The organism is Vibrio sp. 03_296 (assembly GCF_002265885.1).
On record NZ_NPKW01000102.1, the window covers coordinates 14,189 to 28,861 of the forward strand.

At 48.4% G+C, this 14,673-nt stretch carries 8 protein-coding genes and 2 pseudogenes; 3 read left to right on the forward strand and 7 right to left on the reverse strand.

Features of this window, described 5'->3' with window-relative positions:
- Nucleotides 1-122: 122 nt before the first annotated feature.
- The 5 genes from CIK04_RS12355 to CIK04_RS12375 all read right to left on the reverse strand — a co-directional run bounded on the left by CIK04_RS12355 (nucleotide 123) and on the right by CIK04_RS12375 (nucleotide 8,356).
- Nucleotides 123-1,130, reverse strand: a complete 1,008-nt coding sequence (locus CIK04_RS12355; protein ID WP_097352497.1) for a substrate-binding domain-containing protein — start codon at nucleotides 1,128-1,130, stop codon at nucleotides 123-125.
- 181 nt (nucleotides 1,131-1,311) lie between these two features.
- A complete protein-coding gene (gene mglC, locus CIK04_RS12360; protein ID WP_011082207.1) occupies nucleotides 1,312-2,319 on the reverse strand; it encodes a galactose/methyl galactoside ABC transporter permease MglC in 1,008 nt (335 codons plus the stop codon).
- Between the two features lie 10 nt (nucleotides 2,320-2,329).
- Nucleotides 2,330-3,838, reverse strand: coding sequence for a galactose/methyl galactoside ABC transporter ATP-binding protein MglA (gene mglA / locus CIK04_RS12365; RefSeq protein ID WP_017421794.1), 1,509 nt, complete (start codon nucleotides 3,836-3,838; stop codon nucleotides 2,330-2,332).
- 105 nt (nucleotides 3,839-3,943) lie between these two features.
- On the reverse strand, nucleotides 3,944-4,918 hold the full coding sequence (mglB, locus tag CIK04_RS12370) for a galactose/glucose ABC transporter substrate-binding protein MglB (RefSeq protein WP_011082209.1): 975 nt from the start codon (nucleotides 4,916-4,918) through the stop codon (nucleotides 3,944-3,946).
- A 342-nt stretch (nucleotides 4,919-5,260) separates the two neighbouring features.
- Nucleotides 5,261-8,356: a beta-galactosidase gene (locus CIK04_RS12375; protein ID WP_097352498.1), complete on the reverse strand. Its 3,096-nt coding sequence runs from the start codon at nucleotides 8,354-8,356 to the stop codon at nucleotides 5,261-5,263.
- Between the two features lie 380 nt (nucleotides 8,357-8,736).
- Between CIK04_RS12375 and CIK04_RS12385 the strand changes: the two genes are divergently transcribed.
- Both CIK04_RS12385 and melB read left to right on the forward strand, forming a co-directional pair.
- Nucleotides 8,737-10,854, forward strand: a complete 2,118-nt coding sequence (locus CIK04_RS12385) for an alpha-galactosidase (RefSeq protein ID WP_176463329.1) — start codon at nucleotides 8,737-8,739, stop codon at nucleotides 10,852-10,854.
- 345 nt (nucleotides 10,855-11,199) lie between these two features.
- On the forward strand, nucleotides 11,200-12,573 hold the full coding sequence (gene melB / locus CIK04_RS12390; RefSeq protein WP_038964342.1) for a melibiose:sodium transporter MelB: 1,374 nt from the start codon (nucleotides 11,200-11,202) through the stop codon (nucleotides 12,571-12,573).
- Between the two features lie 495 nt (nucleotides 12,574-13,068).
- On the opposite strand, the pseudogene CIK04_RS12395 reads toward melB, so the two are convergent.
- Nucleotides 13,069-13,332: pseudogene (locus tag CIK04_RS12395) on the reverse strand (hypothetical protein).
- An 84-nt stretch (nucleotides 13,333-13,416) separates the two neighbouring features.
- Here CIK04_RS12395 and CIK04_RS12400 point away from each other — a divergent pair.
- Nucleotides 13,417-13,530 (forward strand): annotated as a pseudogene (locus CIK04_RS12400) (IS630 family transposase); the annotation flags it as partial.
- Between the two features lie 168 nt (nucleotides 13,531-13,698).
- Here CIK04_RS12400 and CIK04_RS12405 read toward each other — a convergent pair.
- The gene (locus tag CIK04_RS12405; protein WP_097352501.1) at nucleotides 13,699-14,637 is read right to left on the reverse strand and encodes a LysR family transcriptional regulator; all 939 of its coding nucleotides are present in this window, start codon (nucleotides 14,635-14,637) and stop codon (nucleotides 13,699-13,701) included.
- Nucleotides 14,638-14,673: the final 36 nt, after the last annotated feature.

The following is a 14,673-nucleotide window of genomic DNA, read 5'->3' on the forward strand; positions in this document are numbered from 1 at the left end:
AGCCGCCCTTCAAAATTAAACGTGTGATTAATTATAGGCGGCTAAATTTGGCGGTGATACGCGAATAATTAATCAATATTTCATCAAGTGATTAATTACACAAAAATAGTGTTGAATGGCGGCTATTTTGCAGGCGCGCCGACGGAGGCTCGGCGGATCAGCATGGGCATAAAGAGTTTGTGCTCTTTGCGATCCGGTGCTTCACCATTGGCCAATTGCAGCGACAGTTTTACCGCTTCACTGGCCATCACCTGAATCGGATAGCGAACCGTGGTTAAGCGTGGGTAGATATAGCGTGCTACGTGGCCATCATCAAAGCCGATGAGTGACATTTCTTCAGGAATGCGAATACCGTTTTCCAGCAGCAATGAAAGGCACCCTGCGGCCATGTAGTCGTTGTATGTTGCCAGCGCAGTGATGGGGAGATTCTTCGCCATGATGCTGATCATCGCTTGCTCACCGCCGGTTTCGTCTGGCTCGCCATATTCAATGTATTCTTCACGGATCGCGATGCCGTTGTCGCGCAAAGCATCTCGATAACCCGCGAGGCGATCTTTGGCGTCGTCGATGTTGTGGCTGGAACAAATGTAGCCAATGTGTTTGTGACCACTGCGAATCAAAAACTCCGTCGCAAGGTAGGATCCGCGATGGTTGTCGAGCGCAATGCAGCGTGATTCGATGCCCTTGACGACCCGATTGATCACCACCATGGCGGGAATTTCATCCGCCAGTGAGACAAGTTCTTGGTCGCTCATGCCTTTGCTGTGCACCACCAAGGATTCACAACGACTGTTGATCAACAACTCGATGGCGTTGCGCTCTTTGTTGGCGTCGTGATAGCCGCTGCCAATCAACAACTGTTTGCCTTGTTCGCAGGCCACGGTGTCGATGGCTTTGACCATGGTGCCAAAAAAAGGCGCAGAGACGTCATTCACCAAAACGCCAATGGTGTGGGAAGATTTGCTCACCAGTGCGCGCGCGTTGGCGTTGGGACGATACCCCAAAGACTGCATTGCTTCTTTAACCGCGACGATTGCCGCTTCGCTGGTGTGAGGGGCGTTATTGATAACGCGTGAGGCGGTGGCTATGGATACGCCAGCCAGTTTTGCCACGTCTTTGATGGTCGCCATAAGGGATTACTTTTGTTGTTATTGTTCGTTTACGCCGCCATTTAACACCGCCCACGGCGATAACTCAAATGGCAACCGAATAAATGTCGGATAAGCTCAAGTTTCGAGAGGATTTTTCTCCGAACGGCGTTAAAAAAGCCCTGCCGGTAAGGGCAGGGCGGGCGCTAGGCGCAGTTGGGGGTTATTTTTTGTTGGCGTATTTCATCGAATCGAGCGCGACCGCGAAGACGATGATGGAGCCTTTAATAATGTATTGCCAATATGGGCTGACGCCAATGTAGGTCATACCATAGTTGATGACGGTGAAGATCAACACACCCGTGACAACGCCAGCAATACTGCCGACACCACCGGCAAATGAAACACCGCCGACCACACACGCGGCGATGGCATCAAGCTCGTATAAGAAACCTAAGTTATTGGTGGCACTGCCGATACGGCCAGCTTCCAACATACCGCCAAAGGCGTAAAGCACGCCAGAAAGGGCATACACTTTCAACAAGGTCAGTGGCACGTTCACACCAGACACTTTGGCCGCTTCTGGGTTACCACCCACGGCGAAAATGTTTTTGCCAAACACGGTTTTGTTCCACAGCACCCACATAAAGACAATGGCGATGATGGCGTAGAAGGTGATGTAGGAGAAACGGAAACCCCCGAGGTTGATAAAGCCTTGCGTAAAGGTAGTGAAACGCTCATCAAAGCCCGCAATCGGAGAGGCGCCTACCGCATCGTAGTAAAGCGAGTTGATGCCGTAAACGATGATCATGGTGCCTAATGTGGCGATAAAAGGTGTTACTTTCAGGTAAGCAACGATAACGCCGTTGACCAAACCGATGATGGCACCGATCAAGCACACGCAAATGATCACCGCGACGATGGGCACTTCGCCAATGCCTGGGAACACTTTGTTGACGTTATCGATCGACTGCAACAAGGTGGCCGAAATCACCGCCGCCAAACCCACTTGGCGACCGGCGGAAAGGTCGGTGCCTTGGGTGACAATCAGGCCAGCGACACCGAGAGCGATGATGACACGCACGGAAGATTGAGTCAGGATGTTACTTAAGTTTCTCAAGCTAAGAAACGATGGCTCTTGAATAACAATAACAGCCAGTAGAATAAGGAGAACCGCGTATATTGCGCTCTCTTTTAAATGCTTTAATGCGAAAGATTTAACAGCGTCCATAATTCATTCCCTAGAGATAGCGAGAAGCCAGTTCTAATATTTCATTCTGTGAAGTTTCTTTGGTATTAACGATGCCCGCTGCGCGGCCATTACTCATGACTAATATTCGGTCTGTAATACCCAGTAATTCCGGCATTTCCGAAGAAATAATAATGATGCCTTTGTTTTTCTTGGCTAATTCGAGAATCAATTGGTAAATCTCAAACTTCGCGCCAACGTCGATCCCGCGTGTCGGTTCATCCAGCATGAGGATTTCCGGTTGCGTGAGCAGCCAGCGGCCAATGATGACTTTCTGCTGATTACCACCCGACAAAGAGCTGATGTGGGTTTGATGAGAGGGGGTTTTCACGCGCATGGAATCAATCACCCACTGCGTGTCACTCTTCATCTTTTTGTCGCTGAGTAGGCCCATTTTGGTTTTGTACTCATCAACGTTGGCCACCAACGCATTGAAGGTGATATCGAGGTTGCCGTAGATGCCGGTGGAGCGACGCTCCTCGGTTACGAGGGCAAAACCGTTGTTGATCGCTTCGTGCGCATCGCGGTTTTTCATCTCACGACCATGCAAGCGAATGTGCCCTTCGCTGCGTTCGCGTACACCGAAAATCGTTTCGACGATGTCGGTTCTGCGTGAACCCACAAGGCCCGCAACGCCTAAGATTTCGCCTGCTTTCAGTTCAAAGGAGACATCTTGAATCGACGGCTGGTTGAGCGCGGTGAGGTTTTCCACTTGCAAAATCACATCTTTCGGTGTGTTGGTTTTTTCAGGGAAACGATGCGTCAACTCGCGGCCAACCATCATGGCGATGATCTGGTCCATATCGAGCCCTTTGAGAGGGCGAGTGTCGACCCATTGTCCATCACGCAAAATGGTGATTTCATCGCAGATAGCAAAGATTTCTTCCATCTTGTGCGAGATGTACACCACGCCACAGCCTTTCTCTTTCAGCTTGTTGATGATGGTAAACAGGTGGCCGACTTCTTTTTCCGTCAGCGATGAGGTGGGTTCATCCATGATGACGATTTTGGCGTCATAGGAGAACGCTTTGGCGATCTCAACCATCTGCATTTGGGACACGGATAAGGTCGCGACTTTGACTTTAGGATCGATATCGATATCCAGTTCGGCAAAGATTTCTTTGGTATCGCGATACATTTTATCGTGATCAACAAAGAACCCTTTCTTTGGGTAACGACCGAGCCAAATATTGTCCATAACGGAGCATTGTTTTACTTGGTTCAATTCTTGGTGAACCATAGAAACACCGGATTCCAATGCTTCTTTTGACGAGGTGAAATTCACTTCCTTGCCGAGAAAGAGAATATTTCCTTCATTCTTCTCGTAAATACCAAATAGACATTTTAATAGTGTTGATTTGCCGGCCCCATTTTCTCCCATTAATGCATGAATAGAATGAGGGCGAACTTTTAAATTAACCTTATCTAATGCCTTTACCCCAGGAAACTCTTTACTTACTCCTGTCATTTCCAACAGGAATTCATGTGTTTGATTTACCATGGTCTCTCTTTATTTCGTCAATGGGCGGACAACAGAAATGTTCTCTAACGACAGTGTGACAATGAAGAAAGCGCATAGGGGGAGCGTGCTCCCCCGGGCACTAAATTAGTTCAAGGTATCTTTATCAACGCCAACATAAGGCACGCGAACAATTTTGTTCACGACTTGCCAGCGAGTGCCTTCTGCAGGCTGTTTGCCATCGGCTAGGTTACGTGACAGTTCAAAGGTCGCTTTCGCTTGAGATTCGGCATCGTTGAGTACGGTACCGGCCATGTCGCCAGATTTGACCAGCGCCAACGCTTCAGCTAGAGCATCAACACCGTACACAGGCAATTTCACGCCCGCGCCGCGTAGTGCTTCTACTGCGCCCATCGCCATGCCGTCGTTGTTGGCAATCACCACTTCGATTTTGCTGCCGTTAGGGCCAGAGAGCCAAGCGTCCATTTTGTCTTTCGCCATCGCGGTATCCCACATGCCGGTATCCATGTGCAACTCTTCGGTTTTGATGCCGTTTTCATTGATGGTTTGTACAGAATACGTGGTGCGAGCTTCTGCATCTGGGTGGCCGGGTTCGCCTTTTAGCATCACGTATTGCAATACGCCATCGCCGTTTTTGTCCCATGCTGGGTTGGCTTTCCACGCTTGCGCGATGAGATCACCTTGAATGATGCCCGATTCTTTTGAGTCGGTACCGACGTAGTAAGCTTTGTCGTAGCTCGCTAGCGCTTGTGGGCTGGGTTCTTTGTTGTAGAACACGATAGGCACATCATCCATTTTCGCTTTTTGGATGATGGTTGGGGCAGCCGCAGGGTCAACCAGGTTAATGGCCAGCGCTTGCACGCCACGAGCCAGCATGACGTCCACTTGGTCGTTTTGCATCGACTGGCTGTTTTGCGAATCGTTCATCAAAATACGAGTGCTTTTGTCTGATGCCGCTTCTTTTTCAATGGCTTGGCGCACAACCGACATGAAGTTGTCGTCGTACTTGTAGATAGTAAATCCAAGGGTGGTATCCGCTAGAGCTTGTGTTCCAAAGCCTACACCAGCAGTGAGCAGAGCAAGTAGAGTAACCTTTCTCATAGAAAAATCCTGATTGTTTGTTATTGGTTTGCTGTAGGGGTAATTCGTAATCTGCAATTAATTTTATAATTGGTGAAAACGTTTACCCTTTGAGTATAGTGACAAACGAATCAATTAATGTGAACTAGATAAAAATTTCACCAGATTTGTAATCGAATGTTAATGTTTGTAAGGGTTTTGTGATTTGAGTGTGGTTTTATCTTGTGTGTAAACGTTGGTCAGAAAAGTAGTAATCGAGTGCAAGAAAACGCACTAAAACGACAAAGCCAAGCCTTGGACGAAAAATCAAAGGCTTGGCTTATAGGATTTGGCTTAGAAGGAAAGCCTGGAGGCGAGTGAGCGCTAGCGCGAAGCCGGGCTAAATCGCAACTGGTAGCGGTAGTGTTTCTCGGTTAGTTGGAATTCTTTGTGCACACTTGGGCTCCAAGAATCGTCACCGCCAACCCCCATGTGCTGGTGGTCTAGGCGCAGGTAAATCTGCTCTTGTGCTACCAAATCATGGGTATGTTTCGCTTCTGCCAATTGTTGCTGAGCGTATTGGCTAACACTGAACTGGAAGTCACCCGAGATGGCCAATTCGTTCACTTGCAACCATTGCGTGCCACAACGCAGGCCGCTGTCGGTTGGGAAGATGTACGGTGTGTGCATCTGCGTCAGCGTTTGTGTATGCAAGCCAAAACGTGCTGCGGCTAAGCGATCTGGGTAGTTTTCAAATGGGCCTAAGCCTTGCCATGTGATCGGCGTGTCGGTTTGGTTAAGAGGCAGTTGCAACTCCAAGCCAATACGCGGCATTGGCGGCAGAGCGTCTGCCAGTGTGACATCAACATCCCATTGCATCTCGCCATCGTTGCTGAGTGTGTGCGTCCACTTGGTAATGGCTTGCACTTCGCCGCCAAAGTGGTAGGCAAACGTGCTGGTCACGACTACGGCGTGAGCGAGCGTTTCGCTCTCGCAATGAACACAGTGACGCTGCCACTGACCAATGCCCGCCATCTCCCAACGGCATACCCAAGCGTTGGGATCTACGTTATCCACTTCACTGATGCCGATGTCGTTGTCCAGCGGGGCGCGGAAGAAGTTGTCTTGCGGCGCGGCCAGCATTTGCGCTTTGCCATCCACGTTCCATTCCACCAGCAAGCCGCTTTGGCTATCCCAGCGCCATTGATGCTTTTCATCCAGACTGCGGACCACAATGGCGTGGCCGTTTTGGGTCAGCTTGGGTGCCGGCTGTGTGCGCAAGGTTGGCATGGCAAGGCCAGCGTGATTGCGCAGCGCTATTTGTTCTGTCGCCACCACATGGCCTTCGGGAGCCCATGACGTCGATTCAATAAGGCAGATGTCGATATTTAAGTGGTATTGCGCCTGCGCTTTTGGCGTGAAATTCAGTGCAATCTCAAGGCTTGTTTGGCTGTCTGCCTCTACATTAAGCACTTGCGAACCCGTTTGGATGACTTGGCCATTTTCCAATAGGGACCAGTTGAGTTGCTCGTTATCGGTGGCTCGGAATAGGTTCTCGTTGGTCACCAACAGTGCGCAGGCTGCTTGGGTTTGTGCTTGCAGCGATACGGTGAGCATACGTTGGCAATATTTGGCTTCTTCCAACGTGGGGTGCACGGTGCGATCGGGGAAGATCAAACCGTTGATACAGAATTGACGGTCATTGATTTCATCACCAAAGTCGCCGCCGTAGGCCCAAAAGTGTTGGCCATTTTCATCCCATTGGCTCAAGCCTTGGTCGACCCAATCCCAAATAAAGCCGCCCTGTAGGCGTGGGAACTCACGAAATGCCGTCCAGTAGTCATTAAAACTGCCCAGGCTGTTGCCCATCGCATGGGCGTATTCGCACAAGATCAATGGGCGCGTTTCGTTAGGCAGCGAAATCCATTTTTTGATTGGCCATTTTGGCACTGCTTCATCGGCAACAAGGGTATTCACGCGAGCGTACATCGGCGCAATGATGTCGGTGGCGCTGGTGTTTGAACCGCCGCCTTCGTATTGCACAGGACGTGACGGGTCAAAGTTTTTCGACCACGCGTACATGGCGTTGTGGTTACTGCCGTGGCCCGATTCATTACCTAAAGACCAGATGATGATTGAGGGGTGGTTTTTATCGCGCAGGACCATTTGGGTGTAGCGACTCATGTATGCATGTGCCCATTGCGGATCGCTCGATAAGCGGCTCATTGGCTGCATGCCGTGGGTTTCAATGTTCGCTTCATCGCACACGTACAAGCCGTATTGGTCACACAGCTCGTACCAACGAGGATGGTTTGGATAATGAGCGGTGCGCACCGCGTTGAAGTTGTATTGTTTCATCAGGCAGATGTCGCGGATCATATCCTCTTCGGTCATCACATGGCCCAGCTCTGGGTGATGCTCGTGGCGATTGACCCCGCGGATCAGCAGCGGCTTGCCGTTGAGCTTCAACTGACCCTCGCTGATTTCCACTTTACGGAAACCCACTGGGTACGCTTCGCTCTCGAGATGCGTGCCGTTTTCATCCAACAGTGAAACGACTAAGCGGTAGAGGTTCGGCGTTTCTGCGCTCCATTTTTTAGGTTCGCGCAGGTGCAAGGTTTGGAATACCACATCATTCCAAGTACCACGCTCGTCGATGCGACGGTTGTGTGGGCGAGCGATGTTTGGCTCAGTGACCGCTTGCTTACCCTCAAACAATTGAACCTGTACTTGATAGGTTTCTGGTGCCGTAATGGTGGTGACAACGGAGAGTGAGCCGTCGCGATAGCAGGCGTCGAGATCCGGCGTGATGAACACATCTTCGATGCAGTGTTGTGGTTTAGACAGCAAAGTCACGTCGCGGAAGATACCACTTAACCACCACATATCTTGGTCTTCTAAATAGCTGCCATCGCACCAACGCATCACCATGACCGCAAGTGTGTTTTCCCCCGCAACTAGGTGTGATGTGAGATCAAATTCGGCAGGTAAACGGCTGTCTTGGCTGTAGCCAACCCAAGTGCCGTTACACCAAAGATGGAACGCCGAGTTCACACCGTCGAAGATGATGCGTTGGGTGTTGAGCAAATCTTCTGGCGACAACGATACCCTAGTGCGATAACAACCGGTTGGGTTTTCACGGGGCACGAACGGCGGGTTCACGTCAAATGGATATTTAATATTGGCGTAAATGGGTTTGTCGTAACCGTGCAGTTGCCAGTTGGACGGCACGGGGATCTCATCCCATTCAGCGTCATTGAAATCGGCCTGCGTGAACTGGCCCTCCACCTGCTCTGGCGCATCAAACAGTTTGAATTTCCATTGTCCATTTAGCGATTGGCGCTGGGCGTGAATACCATCGCGAGCGTGGGCCATATCGCGAAAACTGGCGAGCGGACTGTGTGCCTTTAGGCAGTGAATGTTCACGGATTGCGGGTTTTCCCAGTCGCGTCGTTGGAGAATTTCTGAAAATGCAGTCATGTGGTGCCTATATGATTGATGTTACCTGCAGGCGGATAAGTCAGCGTGTTTTAGAGCTGCGAGAGCAAGTAACAAGTTCTTAATTGAGCCTGAGTGTAATGAAGATCTGGAAACGTTTTCATGATGCGTGTGGCATTTTTCCACTCGCACAAGATAAATCCATAGCAATGTGAGAATGATCGTTGTTTTGCCACCAGACATGGTGATGCGTGTGAGTGCTTAAAATATTGGATAAGAGCCTCGGTCTTGGTTTTAAAGGTGACGATGGCACTGAGTTTGAATAAATCTGGAAACGTTTTCATGATTTTGCAGTGGCTCACAGATTATTTTGCCCGTTTCATTATGATGCGGCGTAATTTCTCGTTTTTAGGTAAGGCATGATGACGAACAAAACAGTGATTGAGTTAAGCGGTCGGGAAACTCAGTTGATGGTCGAGCTCGGCGAATACGCGGAGATTCTGCACTGGGGAAACAAGATTCAAGGGAAGCTTGAAAGTGCTCGCATTGCACTGCATCGCCCTGTGCCATATGGTCGCCTTGATACTGATGTTGCGATGACACTGCATCCTGAACTTGGCCGTGGTGTGTTCAGTAGCCCGGGTGTGGAAGGGCATCGTGATGGCCAAGATTGGGCTCCCGTGTTTGTCATCTCCCATATTGAACATGGCCAAGGTTCCATCATCATTCAAAGCGAAGATGCGATTGCGGGCCTTCGCCTGACAACCGAGCTGATGCTGGATCTGCATGATGTGGTCAAAACGCGCCACACACTCACCAACATTAAAGCGGGTCTATACCAAGTGAACCGCTTAGCGAACACTTTGCCTTTGCCTTCCCGTGCGAATGAGTTGATGACTTACTACGGCCGTTGGGTTCATGAGTTCCAAACGGTGCGCCAGCCATTGCTACAAGGCGGCTACCAACAAGAGAACCGTCGTGGACGCACTTCCCATGAACATTATCCTGCGTTGGTTGCTGGCAGCGCGCATTTTGACGAAATGAGTGGCGATGTATGGGGATTCCATTTCGCATGGAGTGGTAATCATAGGCTTCGTGTGGACGTCAAAGCCGATGGTCGCCGTTACATGCAAGCAGAGGTGATTTATCTTCCAGGTGAAGTAACACTAAAAGAAGGCGAAAGCCTGACCACGCCGTGGTTGTACGCGAGCTACAGCAATTGTGGTTTGAATGGCATGAGCCACCATTTTCACTCGCACGTTCGTGATTCCATTTTGCCTAAGGATTTCACCAACAAGCTGCGCCCTATTCATCTCAATACGTGGGAAGGCATCTACTTCGATCACGATCCAGAGTACATCATGTCAATGGCAACTCAGTCGGCAGAGATGGGTGTAGAACGCTTTATCATTGATGATGGCTGGTTCAAAGGACGCAACGGCGACAAAGCTGGGCTAGGGGACTGGTTCTTATGTGAAACCAAGTACCCAAATGGTTTGCAACCGATCGTCGAGCACGTCAACAAACTGGGCATGGAGTTTGGTTTGTGGTTCGAACCGGAGATGATCAACAAAGATTCAGATTTGTATCGCGCGCACCCTGATTGGTTATTGGCCGTTGAGGGTTACCAACAGCCAACCGGTCGCAACCAGTATGTGATTAACCTACAAAACGATGATGCGTTTAACTTCCTGTTTGAGCGGTTGGATCATTTCCTCTCGACTTACAATATCGCCTACATCAAATGGGATATGAACCGTGAAGTGGTGCAGCCAGCGCATTTAGGCCAAGCGGCAGGGCACAATCAAACACAACGTTACTATCAGTTAGTCGATAAAGTTCGCGCAAAGCACCCGAAAGTCGAGATTGAATCTTGCGCGGCAGGTGGTGGTCGTATTGATTTTGAAGTGCTGAAACGCACGCATCGATTCTGGGCTTCAGACAACAATGACGCACTTGAGCGCCAAACGATTCAACGTGGTATGAGCTACTTTTTCCCGCCGGAGGTGATGGGCAGCCATATTGGTGCCAGCCATTGTCATAGCACGCGCCGTCGCCATAGTATCGAGTTCCGTGGGCTTACGGCACTGTTCGGCCATATGGGGATTGAACTTGATCCGGTCAAAGAAGCGCAAGCCGAGAAAGAAGGCTTTGAGCGCTATATCAAACTGCACAAAATGCTGCGTCCACTGCTACACAGTGGCAGAACTTGGCGTGTACCAACCGATGATAAAGCGCATCAAATTCATGCGGTGGTAGCAAACGATCAATCGCAAGCGGTGGTGATGATTGCTCAGCTCGCGATGCCGACGAACTCTCTCAGTGGGCATTTGCGCATACCGGGTTTAGATCCACAAGCCACATATCGAGTGACGGTATTGGATAAGCCGTCTAACTACGATGACATCGTGAATTACCAACCACCTTGGACAGAATCGGGCTGCGAACTGTCCGGCGCATGGTGTGAAGAGGTCGGTTTAACCATGCCAATTCTTGATGCAGAAAGTGCGATGTTGTTGATGTTCGAACGTATTCACTAAGACGCCTTCGTTGTTTCTTCTTTGTTTTTATTGCCGTACAGAGGCCCGATCTGTACGGCTTTTTGCGTTGTTTTTTGTTTTTTATGAAATCGTTATCATGACTTATTGATGAACTTTGATGCTAAAGTTAGGGAATTGAACGTTATTTTCTGGAAGTTGGTCATAATAAAATTGTTCAATGTCTCATTTTGAAAACTGAACTGTAAACGTTTCCATAAAGTGGTAATGGATCACAGTAAGGGATCCTGTCGGTGAGTAGCATGAGCATCGAAAACTAAATAAAAGACGTCGACGTGATGGCTTCTCGTTAGGGAGTGCTGCGCGATACGATACTAAGGAATGATTATGTCTGAAAAAATTACGCTACAAACCAAGCTGTCCTACGGTCTTGGCGCACTGGGTAAAGACTTTGCCTGTGCCCCAATCTATATCTTCTTAATGTTCTACTTTACGGACGTGGCCGGCTTGTCTGCCGCTTTCGTCGGTACCATCTTTTTAGCTGCACGTATTATCGATGCGATTACAGACCCAATGATGGGGGTGATCGTCGACAATACACGTTCTAAGTTCGGTAAGTTCCGCCCTTGGATTGTGATTGGTACGCTGTTAAATGCGCTCGTTTTAGTTGGCCTTTTTAGTACGCACATGTTTGAAGGGACGACGCTTTACATCTACGCGGCCGCGGCTTATATCCTTTGGGGTTTAACCTACACCATTATGGATATTCCTTATTGGTCAATGATTCCGGCGCTATCAAGTTCTCGCCAAGAGCGTGAGAAGCTGGTGGTATGGCCGCGCCTGTTTGCAAGCCTTGCATGGTTCATTACGGGGACTTACGGTCTGCACATTGTCGGCGAGTTGGGTAACGGCAACCAAGGTGACGGTTTCTTTAATGTTGCGATGTTGATTGCGGTTCTTTTTGTGATGAGCGCATTTTTGATTGCTCGTAACGTCAAAGAGAAAGCGGCGCCAGCTAACGCGAAACCCGCAGAGAAATTCAGCTTCAAAGACGTATTGACCATCATTGGCAAAAACGACCAGCTTAAAGCGCTGATTGGCACGGTTCTCTCTTTCCAAATTGCGAACCTATTGGTGGGCGGCTTTGCGATTTACTACTTCTCTTACGCTCTGGGCAACGCAGAGCTATTCCCAGTTTACATGGCGGTGGCAGGCGCGGCAGAAGTAGCGGGTGTGTTCTTGTTCCCTCGCATTGCTGCTCTACTACCACGCAAGTTGCTATGGCCTATCGCTTGTGGCTTCCCAATTCTGTCTTGTGTGCTTCTGCTACTGATGGGCTTCGTTGCACCAGCCAACGCACTGATGATTGGTATGGCTGGTGCGGCAATTAAATTCGGTGTAGGTATTGCGAACGCGCTGCAAACGGTAATGCTGGCGGACGTTGTGGACTACGGTGAGCACAAAACCGGTCGTCGTAGCGAGAGTGTTATCTTCTCAGTACAAACCATGCTTGTGAAATTCGCAGGCGCAGCAGGTGGCTTCATTGTAGGTGTGGGTCTGTCGGTTGTCGGTTACGTACCCAACGTAGAGCAATCGGCAAGCACTATCATGGGGCTTGAATTTATGATGATTGGTTTACCTGCCATCATGATGACCATCAGTGCTGTGATTTACCAACGTTACTACCATCTGCATGAAGGGTTTGATAAGTCTGCAGTTGAATCCGAGGTAAAAGGAACGGCTTCTTTGGCTCAAGCCTAACCCGAACAAGCATCAGTCTGGCGCTGCGCCAGACTGATGTCATTGGTTTGCATTGATGATTCCATGTTACCGTTAACGTTTTTCAACTCACTTTGCTCAAATAGCCTCTTCGCTCGTCATCCTCGCGAACGCGGGGACCCATCGTACAGTGACTACCTTGGCTCAGTGTTACGACTGTGTTTACGTGTTGCTGTCGGTTTGGTCTATGTTGCGGTAAGTGCACCGGCAAAAGCTTCATGCGGTGGACGCGGATGAATGGATTCTCGCTTGTGCGAGAATGACGACAAGTGATGTGACTCGGTGTTATTGCATTGTCGTTGCTGCTGTCAGTTTGCGATTGCTCAAACAGTACCGAGTTCACTTCCTTTTACAGGTTATCGTTCCACATCTAAGCACAGCTATTTAGTATCACTATTTGATACCAGTCGTGCCAAATTTCTAGTTCATCGAATTTTAAGTTGTTATGGGGGATTCCGACACGTCACTATTTAATGTCTACTTTAAAGTAGAAAGTAATGAATGAGTATGCGAGGAACAATATCTACTTCTCCTCGAAGGCTGAATTTACGTCGTCTTTTCAATGACTTCAGCTCGGACAAAGCCAAAAGATATATCAGTTTTTTTGAGTTGCTGGCGCTTGGCATAGAACGTTGAGGGATTGAGTTCATTGAGCTTACAAAATGCAAGCGTTGACAATGAACTCGATTCAGATAGCTCGATAAGCGTTTGCCATTCTTGATTGGTGCGTCTTTTTACCATTTCAAATCTCCTCATAGTTGGAGACTTGATCTTAATTCTTCGTGTTAGGTGATTGGAATGCGGGGTTTATGATACGCTTACGAATTTACAACGGCTATTAATGAATTTTTCAATGTAACGCTGCCAAAAGTTGCAGGCTCACTGGTATCCAGAATTACGGATAATTTTCAGATTTTGAAACCTGCATCTTCAAGTTGAACGGGTATAGCTCTGCCTACTTCAACAAGAGCAAAACGGTTGGAAGAAATAAACCGTCTCCCAATCGTTTCTCTGTCTATAGATTCATTGATGGCGAGATATGCTCTTTCTCTCAATCCCACTAAACACATGCTCTTAATTCAGCATTAGCGATACACGGTTAGCCCATTAACAGCTCAGTATGGACTTGGTTTGTTCAAGGACAAGCTCTCGGAACCATTGATGAGCTTGGCTGTTTAATGTCCTTTTATGCTCGATTAAGTAGACGTTTAGATCTAAATCGATACTCTGCTGCGTCAATGGAATGGGAATGAGTTCATCACTCACTTGTCCGAGCAAGTTGGAGGAGACCAATATTGTTGGTGTTTCTTTCATCACTTTTATCAACGTGCTAAGTTGACCGCTTTTAAATACAATATCTCTGCATATACCCTGCCTTTCTAAATATTGATCCACCGGGTTATGCGTTGCCGACATGGAACGAATATCCAAGGTTAGATCAACAAAGCGGTAGTTTAGACAATCCTCGAGGGTCACCGAGTCTTTTTGTGTTAAAGGATGCTGTCTGCACGCGTAAAACACAGGATAGATTTTACCTAGATCAGTACAGAGAAAATCAACTTCATTCGTTGGCTTCTCTAGATGCAACGTAAAATCTATCGTTCTCTCTACTAATTGTTGTGTTGGTTTTTTTGTCGGAGGGTATTCGACCAAACTTGCTTTAGGAGCTTGATTAAAGAGCGCAATACTAAGTTTTCCGCATATCAATTCGCTCATTAGAGGAGGAACAGAGATCGCAAAAGTATGCTTGCAGTTTTTAGGGCTGAATGAACTAGAGTCGACAATGTCTTTGATGTTTGAGAGTACTTCACTTATTGCCCTCTCAAGCTCTATTGCTTTTTGTGTTGGAACCAAGCCACTTGATTCCCGATAGAATAAGGGGTCATGAAACACGTCTCTTAATTTTCCTAAAATTCGACTCATTGCCGGCTGGGAGATATAAAGGGCTGAGGCAGCTCGTGTTACATTTCTCTCTTTTAATAGAACACTTAAAGAGACCAAAAGATTGAGATCAATGCGAGATAACTCTTGTTCGATAGTTTTCATAGCATCCTTAGAAAACGTTCATATTCGGAAAGTCGA

Bases quoted from the DNA above. Each gene is read 5' to 3' on its own strand.
- CIK04_RS12355 (WP_097352497.1), bottom strand. From the start codon at position 1,130: ATGGCGACCATCAAAGACGTGGCAAAACTGGCTGGCGTATCCATAGCC.
- mglC (WP_011082207.1), bottom strand. From the start codon at position 2,319: ATGGACGCTGTTAAATCTTTCGCATTAAAGCATTTAAAAGAGAGCGCA.
- mglA (WP_017421794.1), bottom strand. From the start codon at position 3,838: ATGGTAAATCAAACACATGAATTCCTGTTGGAAATGACAGGAGTAAGT.
- mglB (WP_011082209.1), bottom strand. From the start codon at position 4,918: ATGAGAAAGGTTACTCTACTTGCTCTGCTCACTGCTGGTGTAGGCTTT.
- CIK04_RS12375 (WP_097352498.1), bottom strand. From the start codon at position 8,356: ATGACTGCATTTTCAGAAATTCTCCAACGACGCGACTGGGAAAACCCG.
- CIK04_RS12385 (WP_176463329.1), top strand. From the start codon at position 8,737: ATGACGAACAAAACAGTGATTGAGTTAAGCGGTCGGGAAACTCAGTTG.
- melB (WP_038964342.1), top strand. From the start codon at position 11,200: ATGTCTGAAAAAATTACGCTACAAACCAAGCTGTCCTACGGTCTTGGC.
- CIK04_RS12405 (WP_097352501.1), bottom strand. From the start codon at position 14,637: ATGAAAACTATCGAACAAGAGTTATCTCGCATTGATCTCAATCTTTTG.